Source organism: Aeromicrobium sp. UC242_57, assembly GCF_044452305.1.
Classification (GTDB): domain Bacteria; phylum Actinomycetota; class Actinomycetes; order Propionibacteriales; family Nocardioidaceae; genus Aeromicrobium.
The window spans coordinates 420,526-438,716 of sequence record NZ_JBIOAM010000002.1; the positions used below are offsets into that span (position 1 = coordinate 420,526).

General features: G+C 64.7%; 22 protein-coding genes and 1 pseudogene. 12 read left to right on the top strand and 11 right to left on the bottom strand.

Going from position 1 to position 18,191, the window contains the following annotated elements; genetic code table 11:
* Positions 1-149 precede the first annotated feature (149 nt).
* Positions 150-419 carry a hypothetical protein gene (locus ACHMWU_RS07240; protein WP_396042387.1) on the bottom strand — a complete coding sequence of 90 codons (270 nt, stop codon included), beginning with the start codon at positions 417-419 and terminating at the stop codon, positions 150-152.
* A 146-nt stretch (positions 420-565) separates the two neighbouring features.
* Between ACHMWU_RS07240 and ACHMWU_RS07245 the strand changes: the two genes are divergently transcribed.
* On the top strand, positions 566-709 hold the full coding sequence (locus ACHMWU_RS07245) for a hypothetical protein (protein WP_396042389.1): 144 nt from the start codon (positions 566-568) through the stop codon (positions 707-709).
* Positions 710-763: 54 nt separating this feature from the next.
* Here ACHMWU_RS07245 and ACHMWU_RS07250 read toward each other — a convergent pair whose 3' ends face one another.
* From ACHMWU_RS07250 to ACHMWU_RS07260, 3 genes are read right to left on the bottom strand one after another with little or no spacing between them, the layout of a single operon-like run.
* Positions 764-1,054, bottom strand: a complete 291-nt coding sequence (locus ACHMWU_RS07250) for a hypothetical protein (RefSeq protein WP_396042391.1) — start codon at positions 1,052-1,054, stop codon at positions 764-766.
* 50 nt (positions 1,055-1,104) lie between these two features.
* Positions 1,105-1,584, bottom strand: coding sequence for an ATP-binding cassette domain-containing protein (locus ACHMWU_RS07255; protein ID WP_396042393.1), 480 nt, complete (start codon positions 1,582-1,584; stop codon positions 1,105-1,107).
* Positions 1,585-1,628: 44 nt separating this feature from the next.
* On the bottom strand, positions 1,629-2,684 hold the full coding sequence (locus tag ACHMWU_RS07260; RefSeq protein ID WP_396042395.1) for an ABC transporter permease: 1,056 nt from the start codon (positions 2,682-2,684) through the stop codon (positions 1,629-1,631).
* Positions 2,685-3,123: 439 nt separating this feature from the next.
* Here ACHMWU_RS07260 and ACHMWU_RS07265 point away from each other — a divergent pair, with 439 nt between their 5' ends.
* The 4 genes from ACHMWU_RS07265 (at position 3,124) to ACHMWU_RS07280 (ending at position 5,739) form a co-directional block, all read left to right on the top strand.
* On the top strand, positions 3,124-3,462 hold the full coding sequence (locus tag ACHMWU_RS07265) for a hypothetical protein (protein ID WP_396042397.1): 339 nt from the start codon (positions 3,124-3,126) through the stop codon (positions 3,460-3,462).
* 108 nt (positions 3,463-3,570) lie between these two features.
* Entirely contained in the window at positions 3,571-4,530 is a 960-nt protein-coding gene (locus tag ACHMWU_RS07270; protein ID WP_396042399.1) for a nuclear transport factor 2 family protein, read from the top strand.
* Positions 4,523-4,837: a hypothetical protein gene (locus tag ACHMWU_RS07275; RefSeq protein ID WP_396042401.1), complete on the top strand. Its 315-nt coding sequence runs from the start codon at positions 4,523-4,525 to the stop codon at positions 4,835-4,837. Before ACHMWU_RS07270 ends, ACHMWU_RS07275 begins: the two co-directional genes overlap by 8 nt.
* 35 nt (positions 4,838-4,872) lie before the next feature.
* Complete coding sequence (locus ACHMWU_RS07280) at positions 4,873-5,739, top strand: MFS transporter (protein ID WP_396042403.1); 867 nt, start codon at positions 4,873-4,875, stop codon at positions 5,737-5,739.
* On the opposite strand, the gene ACHMWU_RS07285 is transcribed toward ACHMWU_RS07280, so the two are convergent.
* The 6 genes and pseudogenes from ACHMWU_RS07285 to ACHMWU_RS07310 form a co-directional block, all read right to left on the bottom strand.
* The gene (locus ACHMWU_RS07285; protein WP_396042405.1) at positions 5,736-6,467 is read right to left on the bottom strand and encodes an ABC transporter ATP-binding protein; all 732 of its coding nucleotides are present in this window, start codon (positions 6,465-6,467) and stop codon (positions 5,736-5,738) included. The two genes, ACHMWU_RS07280 and ACHMWU_RS07285, sit on opposite strands and share 4 nt — an antisense overlap.
* On the bottom strand, positions 6,436-8,172 hold the full coding sequence (locus ACHMWU_RS07290; protein WP_396042407.1) for an ATP-binding cassette domain-containing protein: 1,737 nt from the start codon (positions 8,170-8,172) through the stop codon (positions 6,436-6,438). The genes ACHMWU_RS07285 and ACHMWU_RS07290 overlap by 32 nt, the downstream gene beginning before the upstream one ends.
* Positions 8,173-8,185: 13 nt before the next feature.
* Positions 8,186-9,076 (bottom strand): branched-chain amino acid ABC transporter permease, encoded by an 891-nt coding sequence (locus ACHMWU_RS07295; protein WP_396042409.1) that lies wholly within the window; start codon positions 9,074-9,076, stop codon positions 8,186-8,188.
* Positions 9,077-9,100: 24 nt separating this feature from the next.
* Positions 9,101-9,244, bottom strand: coding sequence for a hypothetical protein (locus ACHMWU_RS07300; protein WP_396042411.1), 144 nt, complete (start codon positions 9,242-9,244; stop codon positions 9,101-9,103).
* A gap of 31 nt (positions 9,245-9,275) precedes the next feature.
* Positions 9,276-10,278 (bottom strand): annotated as a pseudogene (locus ACHMWU_RS07305) (ABC transporter substrate-binding protein).
* Between the two features lie 235 nt (positions 10,279-10,513).
* The gene (locus tag ACHMWU_RS07310) at positions 10,514-11,677 is read right to left on the bottom strand and encodes an epoxide hydrolase family protein (RefSeq protein ID WP_396042413.1); all 1,164 of its coding nucleotides are present in this window, start codon (positions 11,675-11,677) and stop codon (positions 10,514-10,516) included.
* Positions 11,678-11,992: 315 nt separating this feature from the next.
* On the opposite strand from ACHMWU_RS07310, the gene ACHMWU_RS07315 reads away from it, so the two are divergent.
* From ACHMWU_RS07315 to ACHMWU_RS07325, 3 genes are all read left to right on the top strand, one after another.
* Entirely contained in the window at positions 11,993-12,859 is an 867-nt protein-coding gene (locus ACHMWU_RS07315; protein WP_396042415.1) for an HpcH/HpaI aldolase/citrate lyase family protein, read from the top strand.
* Between the two features lie 9 nt (positions 12,860-12,868).
* Positions 12,869-13,381: a hypothetical protein gene (locus tag ACHMWU_RS07320; RefSeq protein ID WP_396042417.1), complete on the top strand. Its 513-nt coding sequence runs from the start codon at positions 12,869-12,871 to the stop codon at positions 13,379-13,381.
* A gap of 322 nt (positions 13,382-13,703) precedes the next feature.
* On the top strand, positions 13,704-14,096 hold the full coding sequence (locus ACHMWU_RS07325) for a hypothetical protein (RefSeq protein WP_396042419.1): 393 nt from the start codon (positions 13,704-13,706) through the stop codon (positions 14,094-14,096).
* 256 nt (positions 14,097-14,352) lie between these two features.
* Here ACHMWU_RS07325 and ACHMWU_RS07330 read toward each other — a convergent pair whose 3' ends face one another.
* Positions 14,353-14,829 carry a hypothetical protein gene (locus tag ACHMWU_RS07330; RefSeq protein ID WP_396042421.1) on the bottom strand — a complete coding sequence of 159 codons (477 nt, stop codon included), beginning with the start codon at positions 14,827-14,829 and terminating at the stop codon, positions 14,353-14,355.
* A gap of 37 nt (positions 14,830-14,866) precedes the next feature.
* On the opposite strand from ACHMWU_RS07330, the gene ACHMWU_RS07335 reads away from it, so the two are divergent.
* The 4 genes from ACHMWU_RS07335 to ACHMWU_RS07350 all read left to right on the top strand — a co-directional run bounded on the left by ACHMWU_RS07335 (position 14,867) and on the right by ACHMWU_RS07350 (position 16,884).
* Positions 14,867-15,025 (top strand): hypothetical protein, encoded by a 159-nt coding sequence (locus ACHMWU_RS07335; protein ID WP_396042423.1) that lies wholly within the window; start codon positions 14,867-14,869, stop codon positions 15,023-15,025.
* The gene (locus ACHMWU_RS07340; protein WP_396042425.1) at positions 14,985-15,383 is read left to right on the top strand and encodes a cytochrome P450; all 399 of its coding nucleotides are present in this window, start codon (positions 14,985-14,987) and stop codon (positions 15,381-15,383) included. The genes ACHMWU_RS07335 and ACHMWU_RS07340 overlap by 41 nt, the downstream gene beginning before the upstream one ends.
* A gap of 112 nt (positions 15,384-15,495) precedes the next feature.
* Complete coding sequence (locus ACHMWU_RS07345; protein ID WP_396042427.1) at positions 15,496-15,690, top strand: ferredoxin; 195 nt, start codon at positions 15,496-15,498, stop codon at positions 15,688-15,690.
* 288 nt (positions 15,691-15,978) lie between these two features.
* Complete coding sequence (locus ACHMWU_RS07350; RefSeq protein WP_396042429.1) at positions 15,979-16,884, top strand: NAD(P)/FAD-dependent oxidoreductase; 906 nt, start codon at positions 15,979-15,981, stop codon at positions 16,882-16,884.
* Positions 16,885-18,191: the final 1,307 nt, after the last annotated feature.

Below are 18,191 nucleotides of genomic sequence, written 5' to 3' on the forward strand. Positions count from 1 at the left end.
GTTCGGTTCATGATGCACTTCTCCTTATATTGTGTCGCTCGGCCGCGCCGAGCAGAACCCTGGTGATTTGCCCCGCGATGACTCTTACGTCCCGTCACCGATTCGGGACATGCTGTCGCGCAGCGAAAGTTCGGCGATCCGATCCTCGGTCAGAGCGGCACCGGTGGCTCCGCCACGACACGACCCCGGCTGAAGACCAGGACCCGGTGGCAGAGATTGACCAGATCAGCCTGATCGGCGGAGGCGAGCAGGATGCCCGCGCCTCGCGACGCCGCGGTGGCCAAGTACCCGAAGATGTGCCGGCGCGAACCGATGTCCACACCCTGAGTGGGCTCGTGGAGCAAGATGACCTTGGGCTGCATCTCCAGCCACTTCGCGAGCAGCACCTTCTGCTGGTTGCCACCACTGCGCTTGGCCAACGTGCGTTCGATACCTCCCGGCGGGGCGTACGTCGTAGTCCGTGAGGATGCTGGTGACGAACCTCGCCTCAGCGGATCGGTTGATGAACGGCCCGCGCATCCTGGACCGCATGGACGGCAGGGTCGCGTTCTCTAGGAGGGATGCCGTGGGAACTCCGGCCTGGCCAATGCGCTCGGCCGGGATGAGCGCCACGCCCGCATCGATCGCGTCCTGCGGACAACGCCAGCTGACGACCTGGCCGCCAAAGGCGATGGTGCCGTGCGAGTCCGTGGCCGAGAAGATCCCGTAGGGAATGTCCTCGAATCCTGAGCCGACCAGACCGGTGACGCCGAGGATCTCGCCCTTATGGAGCGTCAGGTCGACCGACATCGCCCGTCCCGGCGCCGAAGTCGCGCACCGTCAGGAGTTCGGCATCGTGCTGACCCGCGACGTCCGGGTACTGGTTGTCGAGCTTCCGGCCGAGCATCAGCTCGACCAGCGCATCGTGGTCGAGATCGCTGCCGTACAGCGTGCCGACGTTGACTCCATCACGAAGGACCGTTGCGCGGTCCGCGTAGCCCAGCACCTCGCTCAACCGGTGTGTCACGATCAGAATGGCAACGCCGTTGTCCTTCGCCACTTGCAGGGCACCCATCAGCAGGTCGACGTCTGCCTTGGGCAGGTGCGCCGTCGGTTCGTCGAGGATCAGCAGGCGAGTCGCTCCTTTCCCCCCGGGTGCATCGCCCGCGCGATGGCGAGCATGGCGCGCTCCGCCGGGTTCAGCGTTGCGACGAGCGCGGTTAGCGAGACGTCCAGGTGGAACCTTGTGAGCAGGGCAGCAGCGGACTTGCGCGCCTCACGCCATGCCACTAGCCCACTGCGGCCAGTCGGATAGCCATCGATGTAGAGGTTGTCGAGCACCGACAGGCCGAGCGCCAGGCCGAGGTCCTGGTGGACGACCCGGATCCCGAGCGCGTCGCCGTGCCCCGCCTGCAGCGGCACCGGGACGTCGACGCCGTCGAGCGCAGCTGCGGCACCGTCGTCCGGGTCGTAGTAGGCCGACAGTATCTTGATCAGCGTGCTCTTGCCAGAGCCGTTCTGACCACACAGCGCGTGCATCTCTCCCCCGCCAAGGTCAAGGCTCAGGTCCCTCAGGGCGCGCGTGCTACCGAACGTCTTGGACATCCCGCGGATGCTCACGCGAGTCGTCACTGGACTCGCGGTCACGGTCACAGCGCTGCCCCCTGGCCGTCACGGCGCGCTGCCAGCCGGGCGATCGTCACACCGACGATCAACGCGCCACCATTGAACACGTCCTGCACCCACGGACCGGCTCCGAGAAGCTGCAGACCGGTGACACCAACCGTCAGCACGTAGAGCGCGATCACGGTGCCCCACGCATTGGGACGCCCGGGCTTGATCGTCGTCGCCCCGAGGAACGCGCCCGCGAAGGCAGGCAGGAGGTAGGAGGATCCGATCAGCGGGTCCGAAGCACCGAACTGGCCGGCGAGAGTCAGACCAGCCAGCGACGCGATGACGCCCGAGGCGACGAACGCTCCCCCGCGGATCCGAACGACGTTGACACCAGCCAGACGGGCGGCCTCGCGACCGGCGCCGACGAACATGATACGTCGCCCAACCGGCGTCCACTCGTAGACGACCCACAAAATCAGGGCGAGACCCAGTCCGTAGAAGACCGGCAGAGGAAGACCCAGGAACTCGGCCGAAGAAGCCTTGACCAGGGGTTCGGGCAGTCCCGGGATGACATTCGTCCCGCTGAGCTGGACCGTGAGGCCAGCGAGCACCGTGCCCACGCCGATCGTCGCGATGAAGGAGTTGATGCCGACCTTGACGACCAGTACTGCGTTGATCAGGCCGATCAGCGCCCCAGCGAGGACGCAGGCGACAAGCGCCGGGAGGAGCGGCCAACCATGGAGCACAGTGAGGTAGCCGACGAGGACCATGCTGAAGCCGAGGTTGTGCGCGACCGAGACGTCGAACTCTCCCGCCAGCACCGGAATGGTGAGGCCGAGCGTGACGATCATCAAGATGGCCTGTGACGCGAGGATGTTGCTGACGTTCGCGGTTGTGCCGAAGGTATCGGGTGCGAGGATCAAAAACACCACGATCTCGATGGCGAGCATCGCGAGCAGGCCGTACTTGGCTACAGCGACACGCGTGACCTCGTTAACCCCTCGTTCGAGCTTCTTGTGACCTGTCGTCGACCCGACCTCGTCGGTCCCTTGGACCATGTCGGAGCCCCCGGGGCCACGAAGGTCTGTCATCTCGTTCTTCACCGCGTCTGGCTCCCATGCGTGATCTGGACTACGTGATCTGGATTACATCCGAAGAATGCCAATCAGGCTCACTCCCGTCTCTGTGATCTAGACGAAGTTCTCGCTCTCCTATTGTGTGAAAACACTTGTCACGCCCAGGCCCCTCACGCTGCAGCGCCGGCGCACCCTTGACGAGTCCCTGTCACACCGCCCAGACGACCGTCAGCGTTTTGTGCGCTGGCCCATGGGCCCTTCCGGCGCGCTGGTCGTACGTTCGGGGCGGTCTCGTCGAGGCCTGCAGCATTTCGCATCTTAGAGACCCATGCATCGCCGAGTCCTGGTTGCTGGGGCGAGCGGACTGGTCGGTAGTCCGTCGTCGACGAGTTCCTCGCCGACGGGTGGGACGTCGTTGCCCTGTCACGTCGTCGGCCCGAGATCCAATCCGTGCGTGAGTTCCGCTGGGATCGAGGCAGACCTGCGGGACCCCGCTGCGCTGGCCCCCCACGCTGAACATTTACACGACGTCACACATGTCGTCTTCGCAGCACTGCACGAGCAGCCAGGGCTCGTCGCCGGCTGGACATCCCCCGAGCACGGCGAGGTCAACCACTCGATGCTGCGCCACGTCATCGCCCCGCTGTGCTCGTCGGCTGATCTGTCGCACATCACCCTCCTGCAAGGCGGCAAGGCCTACGGAGTGCACCTCCACGACGTGCCGATCCCTGCCCGCGAGCGGATGCCCGCGACGACCACCCGAACTTCTACTGGCTCCAGGAGGACTACCTGAGGGCCGAGGCAGGGCGCCACGGATTCGACTGGACAATCTTTCGACCGTCCAGCGTGTTTGGCGCGACGGCCGGCGTCGCTATGAACATTCTGATGACGATCGGGGCCTATGCGGCTCTATCGCCAGGCGACCGGTCGACCGTTCGCCTACCCGGGCGGGGCCACGGCTGTCCGCCAGGGGTGCGACGCAGGTCTCCTGGCCCGGGCGATCTTGTGGGGAGCGGGCGAACCCTCGTCGGCAGGGCAGCACCTCAATGTCACCAACGGCGAGGTGTTCTCTTGGCCGGACCTGTGGCCGACCCTCGCCGAGGGCTTTGGGGTCCAGGACCCGGGTTATGCGGTGCCGACCCGCCTGGCGGATTTCCTGCCGGCACACGAGCATGTGTGGCGCCGCGTCGTCGACGAGCAGGGACTCCGGGAAAGCACCCTGGCCGAACTGCTTGGGGAGTCGCACCACCTGGCGGACTTCTCCCCTAAACTATGGAAAGGACGAGATGCCACGACCCGCCGTAGTCAGTTCGGTCAAGATCAAGCAACTCGGCTTCACCGAGGTCATGGAGACCGACGTCAGCGCCCGGCACTGGATCCGCGTCATGCAGGATCGTCGACTGCTGCCGTACCCATGAGCCTCGACCCTTTCGAGGCGCCGTCACGCGCCTCCCTGGCCGACATTCTCGAAGTGCACCAGCTCATCGGTCTGTACTGCGCCTTGGCAGACCGCGGCACGAGCGACTGGACCAGGGTCTTCCACCCTGATGCTGCGCTCGACATGACGGCTCTGGGCGGGGACCGACTGGAGGGAGTCGAGCAGATTGCGGCGTTCTTCGCGCTAGGCAGCCCGCCGCACCCTCCGGCGCACCAGACCACCAACCCCTACGTATGGACGGACGACTCGTACCTTCGCTCGACATCGACCTACCACTCGATCGATCGAGACAGCTTCCACGTGCGGATCGGGCAGTACGACGACCGCTACACCGGCGCGAGCGGCCACCGCCGAATCAGCGAACGGGTGCTGATCCCTCGGTGGACGGTCGGCCCGTCGTTGAGCGAACGCGGTCTTGCCTAGACGCGAGGCCAGCGGCCCCCTGGTCACCGGCCGTCCCAACGCCGCATTCGCCAACGCCGGCGTGTGCCTGGTCCTGCTCACGGTCGGCGCCGGCGCACCGGCCGCGCTCCTATCGGCGGCAGGCACCAGCGATGCGGCGCTCACAGGGTCGTTTGCGATGTACATGCTCGGCACCGTGCTGGCGCTATTGTTCCTGAGCCGCGTGTCCGACGTGGTCGGACGCAACACCGGCGCAGCGACGGCCGTTTGCATCGCCATCTCGGGAAACTCGATGGTGGCTGCGGCAACCGGACACACCGGCTGCTGATGCTCGGCCGCCTGGCTCAGGGCACAGCGACCGGCATGGGGATCGCGGTGCTCAGCCTCTATCTGATCGAGTTGCGGCGGCCGCAGCTCGACGCGTGGCCCGCTGTCATCTCCAGCATCGGCGCACCCGTAGGCATCGCGGCCGGAGCGCTCACCGGTGGCGTCATCTCCGATGTGCTCGGCTTCTCCGGTCAGTGGATCTACGTCGTAGTCAACGTCCTGCTCGCAGGATGCCTCGTTGGCCTCCTCCGATCCCCCAAGACCACTCCACGCCAGCGCGGCCTCCTCGCCTCGCTGCGACCTGTCTTGGCTGCGCCAACCAGCATGGGTTGGCTTTGCGCGGCGTTGAGCACGGCGATGGTAGCCGCCTGGTCCGTCGGCAGCCTCTACCAGAGTCTGGGATCAGCCATGGTCGCTACCTATCTCGATCACAACGGCTCATTGTTCGCCGGTGTCGTCGTAGGGATGGTGATCGGTCTGACGACAGTCGGTGGCCCCTCGTTCGCCCGGGTGTCACCCACAACCGCCACCTTCTGTTCTCTGCTGACGATCACGGTCGGCATGATCGGGATGGTGTTGGGGCTCCACCTGCACGACGAGCCGGTATTCCTGGTCTTCAGCGCCGTGTCCGGCGTCGGCTTCGGCGGAGCAACGACCGGTATCCTGCGTACCGTCATGGCCGAAGTGCCGAGCGACGAAATCGGCCGGTTCCTCACCATCGTGTATCTGGCCGGATTCGTCGGTTCAGCCTTCCCCGCCGCGATCGCAGCGATCCTTGACTCCCACGTTGGTATTCGCGTCGCCCTGGTCGGGCACGCCAGCTTCGTCGTCGCGTTCGCCATCGTGTCTTCCGCTCTCCTGGCACGGGTCCAGATGGAATCAAGCACCACCGCACGAGGTTAGCCCTGCAGATAAGCAGCGGCTACCCTACCCGCGTCGAGCTCGGACGCCTGTCCCTCGAATACGACCGAGCCTCGCGAGAGCACATAGGCCCGGTCGGAGACGGACAGTGCCACCGCAGCACTCTGCTCGGCCAACAGGACAGAGCACTCCCCAAGTATCCCGTCCCGGGCGCGGAGGATGTCGTAGATCTCCTCGATCATGATGGGCGCGAGACCCATCGACGGCTCGTCGAGGAGCAAGAGGTCCGGCTTCGCCATCAGCGCGCGACCGATCGCGAGCATCTGCTGCTCACCGCCGCTCAGCAGTCCGGCTGCCTGCGACTGCCGCTCGCGGAGGCGCGGGAAGTAAGCATACATCTCCTCGAGCGCACCGGGCACACTGCCACGACTCACGCGTCGCGAGGCGTTGGCCGCGAGCAGCAGGTTGTCTATCACCGACAGCGTCGGGATGACCCGGCGGCCCTCCATCACGTGCGCGACGCCTCTGCGGGCCACTCCGTACCGAGGGCCCTTGAGCAAGTCGACGTCACGGAGCGAGACGCGACCGTCGACATGTCCCGCCTCTCCGCTGATTGCCCGGAGCAAGGAGGACTTCCCGGCACCGTTGGCACCCAGGATCGACACGACCTCGCCGACGCCGACCGTGAGGTCCACCGCCTCGACAGCCCTCACCTCGCCGTAGCGGACGGACAGGTTCTCAAGCGTGAGCAATGCCGCCGATGTACGCATCGATGACCTCCTTCGAGTTAGTGACTTCCTCTGACGCGCCGACGGCGATGACCTTTCCGAAGTTAAGCACCACGATCCGGTCGCAGTGCCGCACCATCGATCCGACATCGTGCTCGACGATCACGACGCTGACGCCCTCACCTCGCAGGCTCTCCACGACGGCGAAGATCTCGTCGCGCTCGGCCGGGGACATCCCGGCCGTCGGCTCGTCCAGCAGCAGGAGCTTGGGCTGGGCGACGAGTGCGCGCGCGATCTCAACCTTGCGTTTCAGTCCGTACGGAAGAGCCGCCACATCGAGCGAGGCGATGTGGGAGATACCTACGCGCGACATCGCGAGACTGATGGCCTTCTCAGAACCTGCAAGGTCCGCGTCGTCGGGCGACGAGGTGACCATCCCCAGCCGATGCATCAGCTGGTCGTTGGACGCATCCAAGTAGGCGCCGACGCGGACGTTTTCGACGACGGAGTGGCCGTCGATGAGGCGGATGTTCTGGAACGTCCTGGACAGCCCGGAGCGCATCAGCTTCTCGGGCCGGCCCCAGATGTGGTCGACCGTCGTGCCGGCGAGGCTGCCGTGCCCTTCGTCGGGGACGTAGACCCCGGACAGGAGGTTGAGCACGGTCGTCTTGCCGGAACCGTTGGGCCCGATCATCCCGAGGACCTCGCCCTCGTGGACATCGAAGCCCACGTCCTGCACGGCCTTGACCCCGCCGAAGTTCTTGACCAGGCCGTTGACGGTCAGGACCGGCGGCTCCGAGTACCGAGGGGACTTCCTCAACGAGGTCGGCGCGAGGTCCACGTCTGGTGACGAGCGATCGTCGAACACCGAGATCGTGGGCTCGGGCGGAAGCAGCCTGAGCCGTCGGGCGACCTTGACGACTGAGTCCTTGACAAGCAGGACGACGCCCGACGGCGCGAACGCTACAATCAAGACGATCAGGGCACCGTTGATAATGTGTCGATACTCCTGGAACTCCCGTAGCACCTCAGCCAGCCCGAAGATCAGCGCACCGCCGACGAGCGGACCCGCGACGACCGTCATCCCACCCACGACCGTGGCCGCGAGGATGTCGCTCAGTAGGTCGAACGAGAAGGTCGAGGGTTCGACGAAGCCCGTCAGGTGGACCCGCATCCCCCCGGCGAGACCGGCCAATGCCCCGGACGCAACGAACAGGAACAAACGGTAGCGTCGGACGCTGATCCCCTGGTGCGCCGCCATCAGCGCATCCTCGCGGATCGCCACCATGGCACCGCCGTGACGGGTGCGCCGAAGTAGCGCCAGGCCGACGAAGACCGCGAGGACGATCAGCGTGATGTGCAGATCGTTGAGCGAGAGGTCGATGCCGACCAGGCCAGCCGGCCCGCCGGTGACGTCCAAGTTTCGGATCGTCACACGCACCATCTCGCTGAAGCCGACCGTGGCGATCGCCAGGTAAACCCCGTTCAGACGGAACAGCATTAATCCAAGTAGCAGCCCGAACAACGCGCCAACGAGGATCGCTGACAGCAGAGTGAGCGGAAGGGGAAGGTCCCACTCTTGGGACAACAACGCAGCCGTGTAAGCGCCGATGGCCATGAAACCGATCTGCGGGACGGCAAAGAAGCCGGCGTTGAACAATAAGTAGATGCTGGCGCCGACCAGGACGAGGACAAGCGAGTCCCTGATCAGGAAGTCGTAGACGCCGAAGCTGGAGAGAAAATACACAATGGTTCCTTCGTTAGGCCCGGTTGCTGACGTTGGCCGTCTTCACGAGCCCGTCAGGGCGTAGGACGAGGAAAGCCATCAAGAGTCCGAACACCACGACATCGCGGTAGGACGACGAGAGATATCCGGTGGTGAACGCCGATGCCAGACCGACCATGAGGCCGCCGAGAAATCCACCGGCCACGCTGCCGATACCACCGATAACGAGCACGGCCATCGCGATGACCAGGTAGTTGTGACCGATGTTGCCCTCGACGGTGTTGAACGCGAGAGCCACCAAAGTGGCGCCGACGCCTGCTAAGGCGCCCGACATGAAGAACACCAGGATGCTGACGCGCTCCGCGTTGATCCCCATGACGGCGGCGACCTCACGGTCGCTCGCGACCGCGTTGACCTCGCGGCCAAACTGGGTCGACGTCAACAGCCATCGCAGGATCACGAACATGGCGACGGCCGTCCCCACGATGATCAGTTGCAAGTTCGAGATCTGGAGGCCCGCCACGGACCACCGCCGCGCCTCGATGAGGCCGAATGGTAGGCGCACCACCTCGTTCTTGAGGTGATGCAGCGCGATCTCCGTCAGGACGATTCCGGCTCCCAGGCTCGAGACGAAGATGAACATATCGCTGTTCTTGCGCCCTTGCAGGTGCCTGATCGCCAGCAGGTAGACCACCACGTTGAGCACGCCAGCGAGGAGCGCGACGGCGGGCAACGCCGCGAGCAACGACCAGCCCAGACCATCCGTGAGCTCCCAGGCGAAGACCGCGCCCCCTGTGAAGATCGCCGCGTGGGCGACGTGGAATACCTTCATGTTGGCGAAGACCAGACTGAAGCCGAGCGCATAGAGCGCGAACAACGAGCCCAGGGCCACACCGTTGACTGTTTGCTGCAGAAAGAAGTTCATCTCAGCGCCTCCAGACCGGCCGACCTACTTGGCCACGGGAGCGATAACGCCCGAGGGGCCGAACTCCATCACGACGCCCGGGTAGATCGCGGTCCCGCTGGCCCGGAAGTCCCAGGACTCGTAGGGTCCGTTCTCCTTCACGATCTCGGTCTCGGCGGCCTTCGGCATATGCTTGGCGATCGACGCTCCGTTGATCTGCTCATCGTTCTCGACGGCCAGCGAGGCTGCGCCCGCGATCAGCCAGGCGGTCTCGTAGCCCGTCGCCGCGACGGACTCGGGCGCGCCCTCGTACTCCTCGTTGAAACGCTTCTCGAACTCGCCACCGTCCGTCGGCGCCCGAGTAGGCCGCGAACTGTGCTCCTTCAGCGACGTCGCCGGCGACGTCGAAAACCTGCTTGCCCCACGAGACACCGCCAGCCATCTGCACATCCTCGAACCCGCCGGTGCGATCCATTTGGATCAGGAGGTTGCCCGCGGTCTCCGACAGCGTCGAGAAGAACACGGCGTCGGGGGACATCGACTTGATCTTCGTGACGACCGGCGAGAAGTCGTTGTCCTTCGCCGAGATGTCAATACGGTCGACGAAGGTTCCTCCGCCCTTCTCGAAGCCCTGTTGGAGTGCGACGGCGATGTCCTTGAAGGCGGGGTTGTCGCCGTCGACGACCATGACGGCCTTCTTGCGCTTGTCCTCGACAGCCACGTGCTCGCCGAACATCTGGTTGGGTGTGATGGCGTCGGGGGAGCGCGAATACGTTACCGGGCTCCTTCTTCGTCTCGTCACCGACCGACGAACTCAGGAGGACCGCATCGTCCTTCTCGGCGTACGGCTGCAGCGCGCGCTGGATCGGGGTCGAGCTCGGGCTAACGAAGATCGACGTGCCCGACCGAAGGAACTTGTTGTATTGCGTGATCGCGGCCGACACCTCGCCACCGACATCCTGGCTGTCAAGTTTGAGGGTCAGGTCCCCGAGAACACCGCTTTCGTTGACGGCTTCCACACCGAGCTTGATCCCCTTGTCGAACGGGAGACCGTACGGTCCGGCAGTGGGACCCGTCAGGTGCGCGAGATGCCCGATCACGATGTCGTCGGTGCTTGCCTTCGCCCCCCCGCCGCAGGCCGCGGAGCCCATCCCGATCATCAGTGCCGAGGCACCGATGGCGATCTTCTTGCCGAATGCTGCGCGTCGAGTCATGTGTGACATCCCTTTGTCGAGTGATTCATGCTGACGGCCACGAATGTGACGTGGGCCATACGGAACCCTGACGAGTTGTCCTCGGCTGTTCAATGTGTGTTTACACAATTTCTCGGCCAGTTTGGTTGGCTGACGTCGTCCCTTGCGTGCCTCAGACCGTGCGCAAGCACCCACAATCGCCCTGCACCACTCGGCCCCCACAGCGACTCGCGGAATCGCGGCGTTCTGTCCTCAGGGTCACAGGTCAAGCCTCTCGAAACGCCTGGAAGGATCGGCGGACCTCGTCGACGAAGGCGCCCGGCTCCTCGAGTGCCGCGAAGTGCCCGCCGTGTTTGGCAATCGAGTAGTACTGGAGATTGGGGAACCTGGTCAGCGCCCATCGCTCCGACAGCGCGAACAAGTCCCGGGGAAAGACCGTGTACCCCACCGGCACCTCAGTCGGCGAGAAGTCCGTCAACGACGCCGGATAGCCCTCCCAATAGAGGCGCCCCGCCGAAGTCGCCGAGGCCGTCAGCCAGTACAGGCTGACGTTGTCTAGAATGACGTCGCGAGGGACCGCCGACTCCGGCGAACCGTCGTTCTCGGTCCAGCCGTGAAACTTCTCGACTATCCAGGCGCACTGGCCGACGGGAGAGTCGACGAGAGCGTAGCCGAGGGTTTGGGGGCGTGTTCCTTGGATCGTGGAATAGCCGCCCTCGTTGTCTGCGTAGTACTGGAACCTGCCGAGGTACTCGGTCTCGACGTCCGTCAGGTCGCCCAGTTCAAGCAGCGCGTCTGGCGAGGCCACGCCGAGGTTTAGGTGGACGCCCGTGATTCGTGCAGGCGCCAACTGCGCCACCTTGATGCTGACCATCGATCCCCAGCCGCCACCTTGAAGGCCAAAGCGGTCGTACCCTAGGCGCGTCATCAGCTCCAACCAGGCCTCGCCCACGCGAGCCAACCCCCAGCCCGTCTGATCAGGTTTGCCACTGAAGCCGTAACCCGGCAACGAAGGACACACCACATGGAACGCATCCGACGCATCGCCTCCATGCGCAACCGGGTCGGTCAAGAGCGGAATGATATCCAGGAACTCCACGACCGAGCCCGGCCAGCCGTGAGTAAGGAGCAACGGCTGAGCATGCGGCTCGGGAGAGCGCACGTGGAGCGCGTGAATGTCCGTGCCGCCGATCGAGGTCATGACCTGATCGAACTGGTTGAAACGGGTCGCCAGCCTGCTGAAGTCGTACTCAGTGACCCAGTATTCGGTCAACTCACGGAGATAGTCGAGCGGCACACCCTGCGACCAGTCAGTGACAGTCTCTTGGTCGCTCCAGCGCGTTCTCGCCACGCGCGCGCGTAGATCGCCAATAGCCTCATCCGACAGCGACACCTCGAAGGGCATGATCGAATTGGTGGGCTGATCCATGCTTGTTTGCTCCTCATCGGATGGGTGCCACCGGGTTCGGGCACGTCGCCAGAGGCTGCCCCGGGGGCCGGCGGGCTGAAGGTGTAGTTCACCAAATGCCGACCTTTCTCATGTGTCAGGGCACAGTCTGGGGGCATGTATTTGGTGAGTCACACCTTTCATGCGCCGGCTGCCTCATGCAGGCTCATCAAGCGGCGACGGACGACTCGGGTCCGGCTCCAAAATCTGTCCGCTCGTCCGACCGCAACGAGCTTGGACTGGCACCACGATGTTGCAGGTCCTCAGTTTCCCTCAACCACAACCAAGGAGCCCTCCGTGCCTGTCACACCATCCGCCTTTCGCTCGGTGCTGTTCGCCGCACCCCACGACATTGAGCCGGCTGCCGGATCGCGAGTGCCAAGCAGGTCCGAGGCGCTCGCCTCGCAGGCGTCTATCCTGTTGTTCGACCTCGAGGACACGATCCCCGAGTCCGAGAAGGCGGCCCAGCGCTCGATGATCCTGGACGTCGACGTGCCACGGGACCGGACCTGGGTCCGGCTCAACCACGAGGACCACGCCGACTGGAGACAGGACATCCAGGTGGCCGCTCGGACCGCCTCGATTGTCATGGTGCCGAAAGTCGAGACGCCCGACCAGATGACCCGGGTGCGCACCGCGTTGCGCGAGGCCGGGTCCGACGTTGGGCTGGTCGCGCTGATCGAGAGCGCTCGGGGTCTGCGCAACCTCGATCGGATTTGTGGTGACGTTGAACCCCCGGTGGCGCTGGTGGCGGGCATCGGTGACCTCACCCGAGACACCAACACGCAGTACACGGGCAACGGGGAGTTTGAGAACTACGTCCGCGCCCTGCTCGTCCAATCATCTGCCGCCCACGGCCTGACCGCCCCGATCGACACGGCGTCACTGTTCGTCGGCAACACGGAGTTCCTGAGAGACGAGTGCCGACTCGCCAAACGGATGGGTTTCACGTCCAAGCTATGCCTGACGCTACAGGACGTCGGAGTAGTCATGTCGGAGTTTGGCATCACCGACGCAGAAGTTGACCACGCCCTCGCCATCGTCGACGCATACGAGCGAGCGCTCGAGGCGGGTCTGGGCCAGGTAGTGACGCGGGGTGTCATCGTGGACGTTCCGACCGTCGAACGCGCCAAGGACGTCCTTCGCGCCGCGGAGCGCGGCTAGCGCTGCGGGATGACTGTTCGGCGCCCCCCTGGACGACGAACTGCTCGGGCACAAGGAGCCATCGCCGCGACCTGCTTTGCGATGCTCGTCGCCTCGTCCAACGCCATCAACCCGCTACTACCAACCTACCGAGCAGCCCTCGGTCTCGACCCGCTCGTCATCTCCCTCACGTTCACGCTGTACGTCGCGACGCTCGTCGTCACGCTTTTCGCGCTGTCGCGCGCCCGGTTCACCCGATGGGCAGGGGCGTTGCTCGTGACCAGCCTGATCCTGATCATCGAATCAGACGTGCTGTTGGCGTACGCCCAGGAGTGGTCGATCCTCACGGGTCGGATCGTCTGCGGCCTGCTGGCGGGTTCGGCACCGGGGCAGCCTCCGCGCTGGTCGTCGCGGCCGTCGGCGTCAAGGGTCGTGCCGTCACGGCGACGGGCAACACCGCCGGAGCCATCGTGGGGGCCACAGGCTCCCAGCTGGTCGTGTCGAAGCTGCCGGCGGACACGGCGCCTCAAGCTGTCTTCGTAGGCCACGCGCTCATCGTTCTACTGCTGTTGGCGGGACTGGTCCTCGTGCTCTGGATCCGCCGCGATCACAACCGGGCTGCCCTTGTAGCCTGACCCATGGGCAAAGGGTCTGTACGGGTCGGCCGGGAGGCCCTGCCCATGTTCGCCGCCGGCGCCATCGTGTGGACGTGCGTGAGCCTCGCCGCCGTCTTCGGCGCCACAACATTCGACGAGCTCGATCTCCAAGGGGCCAGGGCGATCGGGCCGCGGTACTTCCATGCGCCACCGCAGCCGTCCAGCCAGGGGCGCCCTTCCTACGCCGGTTCGCACCACGATCGAACGGCATGTCTGCCACGGCATCCGGCATCGTCATCATCCTCCTCGGGGCGTGGCTACGTGCCGACGTGCTCGCGATCGTCGGCTTCGCCGTCCTCGGCGCGGGCATCGGCACTGGCTCCCGAACGGCGCTTGTCGCGTTGACCAAGGGCTCGGGACCCGCGCAGCAGGGCGCCCTCGCGTCTCTGTATGCCGCCGTGTGCTACGCGGTCGCTGCCGTCGTCGTGACGACGGTTGGCCTCGTGGGCATGCTCACGGGCCTCGTCCCCGCCGTCGTCGGCGCTCTCGCCACGTTCGGGATCATGGCCCTCACCGCCGCGACCTGGGCGCCAAGGGTACGAGATGCCCACGGCTTGCTGCATACCCACAACAGGCCATCGCCGAATTATGAGGAAATCTGATGAAGTCGAGGCGCAGCGCGCCTAGTCTCAAACGCCAAGGCTGCCGTGTCCGATATCACAGCCTCAGTTCCTGCCGACTCGGCAGATGACCGCCGAGAAGGACGAAAGGGTCCCACATGACGAACTCTATGATCGCGAACTCTATCCCCACGATCGATCTGGATCTCTATGATCCCGAATTCGTAAGAAACCCCTATCCGGCTCTCGAGGCTGTGCGGGCCGCAGGTCCGGTCGTGATGCACGAGAAGCTGGGTCACTACCTCATCACGAGGACCGCGACTGCGCACGAGCGATGGGACAGGGTCGCAAGTTCACGTCCGACCATAAGCAGATCGGCACGCTGTTCGGCGGCCCCCCGTTCACTGCTCTGGACGGGAAGCGTCACATGGACGTACGGGGGATCTGGGCGCGCGACTTCCGACGAAAGAGCATCGACGAGATCTCCGGGATGATCGCCGACGTCGTGGCGACGACCACACAGGACGCTATCGACCGGATGCGCGACGGCGAGGTCGTCGACATCGTTCCTGCGGTGACCCGCCCGATCCCGACTCTCGTCATCGCAACCCTGATGGGGATTCCAACCGAAAACTTCGCCGAATTCATCCGCTGGACCGACAATATGACGGGCATCATGGAGGGCCGGGATGACCCGACGCCTCGCGGTCGCGAGCTCGTAAGCCGCGGCATTCGAGAGTACCGCGATGATGAACGCGTTCGTCGCGACGATCATCGAGGAGCGCCGTCGAAACCCCGGCCAGGACGACCTGGTGAGCAAGATGGTCGAGTCGGACGTCCCCATGAGCGAGGCCGACCTGGTCTCGTGGAACACGCAATTGATCTTCGCCGGCAACGAGACCACATCGAAGCTCATGGGCCTGTCTCGCCGTGCTCGCTCAGCACCCCGAGCAGCGGGCCGAGCTTCGTGAGGATCGCACGCTGATTCCGCAGGCGATCGAGGAAGTCCACCGCTTCAACAGTGTCAAGATGTGGAACATGCGGTTCGTACGCGACGAGGCGGTCGAGCTCGGCGGCGAGATGATCCCCGCCGGAGCCTCCGTCATGGCCCTGCAGGGCCTTGGCAACCGCGACCCGGAGCGCTGGGACAACCCAGACGACTTCGACATCCACCGGCCAGTCCAGGCCCACCTCGGTTTCGGCATCGGCCCGCACGTCTGCCTGGGCAACAATCTCGCGCGATTCGAGGTCGAGACGGTGCTGAACCGCTTCCTCGACGAGGTGCCGGACTGGAGATGCACGACATCTCGTACGGGCTCAACGCGATGATTCGCGGCCCCGTCGCGATGAACGTTTCCGTCGGCCGTTAAGGCGGCGTACGTCGCCGTTCGCCGAACAATTTTCTGTCAAAGTCAACAACAGTGTAGGTAGGTAGTGAGACATGTTGGTCACAGTTGAGGTCGAGAAGTGCACCGCGTGCGGCGTGTGCGTCCTCGAGTGCCCTGAGGTCTTCGATCAGGATGACGAGGGAATCGTCATAGTCCTGGACTCCACCCCGTCAGACGACCTGGCGGAGTCCCTGGAGGACGCGGCAGAGGCATGCCCGTCGGCAGTCATCGTGGTCAGCGAGTCATGACCTCTGCGGATCGGGATTCCGACGGTCCTGAGTCGATCGTCATCGTCGGTGCCTCAGCGGCCGGGACGGCGACGGCTGCCAGCTTCGACGGCTCGGCTATTCGGGAAGGCTCACAATCGTCGGCGACGAGGTGGTGCCCTACGACAGGCCCCCGTTGTCCAAGCAATTCCTCGCCGGCCACTGGGCCGAGGAGAAGCTGAGCCTCATGAGCCCGACCAGCTCGCCGGCCTTGGGGCCGACCTGATCCTAGGCAGTAGGGCCGTCGCGATGGACACGCTGGCGAAGACTGTGACCGACGATGCCGGACGGGTCCACTCATTCGATGCCGCAGTCATCGCCACCGGTGTGCGCGCCCGCACGCTGGACACGCTTTCCAATGGCAGACCTCATGTTCTCCGCACGATGACCGACGCCGTCCGCCTGCGTGAACGTCTTCAACCTGGGACGCGGCTGGTCGTCGTGGGGGAGGCTTCCTCGGCCTTGAGACCGCAGCTTACGGCTGTCGCCTTGGGCGTCGACGTTATCGTGATCGAGCCGACCCTGCACCCGCTGTCGAACCGGCTGGGCATGAAGACTTCGGATCGGCTGATGGAACTGCACGTGACGCACGGCGTGAGCCTGCGCTTGGGCGTGTCCGTCGTCAGCTCATCGACCGACGCGGACGGCACCTGGACCCTGACATTAACCGACCAGTCGACGGTCCACGCCGACGAGGTACTCGTCTCGGTGGGATCAGTCCCTGAGACGGACTGGCTGAGCGGCAGCGGGCTGCAGATCGACAACGGTGTCGTGTGCGACGCGAGCTGTCAAGCTGCGCCCCACGTGTGGGCGGTCGGTGATGTAGCGCGATGGTGGGACGGTAGGCAGCAGGCCTTTATGCGGCTGGAGCACCGGACCAACGCTATCGAGCAGGCAGACGCCGTCGCGAAGGGGATCCTCGGCATCCACCGTGATGCCTACGAGCCTGTGCCGTTCTTCTGGACGGACCACTTCGACGCCCGCATCCAGCTGGCCGGAACATTCTCCGAGGATTCGTCCGAGACCCTGATCGACATCGACAGCGCAAAGGGCTCCACCATCACACTGTTTCATCGCGACGACCAGCTGACCGCCGTGCTCGGGTGGAGCGCACCAAAGGACTTCCAGAAATATCGGCGGCAGCTTATCCTCGAGCACGCGGAACGAAGCGTCTAGATGTTCGAGGTGATATGCCCTGCCTGCGGAGCGGTCTCGGAAGGTGTGGACCGAGACGAGTTGTTCCTCGAGGCGCGCGCACACACACTGGACGAGCATGCTTACGACGTGCCACGCGAGCACATCGACAGCGACGCACGGGAGGTCGAGGGCTGACGGGTAGCCCCATCGGTCGTCGTAATAGTGCGGTTGCATCGATTCGATGCTCCTACAATTCGTCAAGCGGCTGCTTGGAGGAGTTCCGGCAATGCTGACCTGGAGGCGGCGGATGGCTTCGCGCTTGCTCGGTCCTTCGGCGGTTCGTCATCCGACGTAGTCGCGAGGGCGATTTGGTGGCGGCGTATCCGGACGATCGTGACCACGTATAGGCTGCTATTCGCTGCGCGGTCCCCTTCACGACTGAGCCGGTGCCGACCGGTGGTTCTCCGCCACTTGCTGGTTGCGGTGTGGCCCGCAGAGTTTGGCGACGGCTGCTTCGTTGCGGATCCTGTCGGAGTTGTCTCCAGCAGTCAGAGCCGTCTCGCAGCGCAAGGAAATCGGTAGTCTCGGGACGCAGCCTCCGGCAGAAGGTGGCCGGTGCGACCAGCTCGTCGCGCAGCGGCGAGAGCGCTGGCGCGGGTGCCTCGGAACATTCGATGGACCTCGACCATCCCCGACTTGGATGTTGCTGTGGCCTTCGAGGTCTTGCCAAGAACGCCTCTGGCGATCTGTTCTGCGTTGATCTCAATCGTGTGTTCGCCGGCCTTGGTATGCATTCGCATCAGCGTTGCGCCACACGAGCCTGTGCTCTCGACGCCGATCGCAGCGACGGCGACTTGGCTTCTCATCTAGGTCAGCAGAGCCTGAAAGCCGTTGTCGTTGGCCGGGAACTGGCGATGCTCCAAAAGTCGACCGTTCTGATCGATAGCGGCCTCGTGGCGAGAGTGTGTCGGTGGGTGTCGACACCCACCAATGACAGTCATCGTCTATGTTGACATGCTGGATTTGCCCCTCTGTTGGGTCTGATCTGACGGATAGAGCGAACCGGCTTGGCGGGACGACAAGTCTGTAACGGGACCTGTACTCCGGTTCCTATCAGACCCGTTCCGTCTGGCCGACGCGGGTCGTGCCCGCTCATCGGGCAGGACCGCAGAGTGCACCACCCGGGTGCAATCGTCGACCAATGAGTGGAGGGAGTCGTGGCCGATCCCGGTCCGTTTGCTTCCTGACGGTGGTCCGGGCCCATCATTTCTTAGCAGCCTCCACCGATAGCGAGGACCTCCTCCCTCATCTCAGCGAGCCGGTCATCCCACCGCTCCATACGCCAA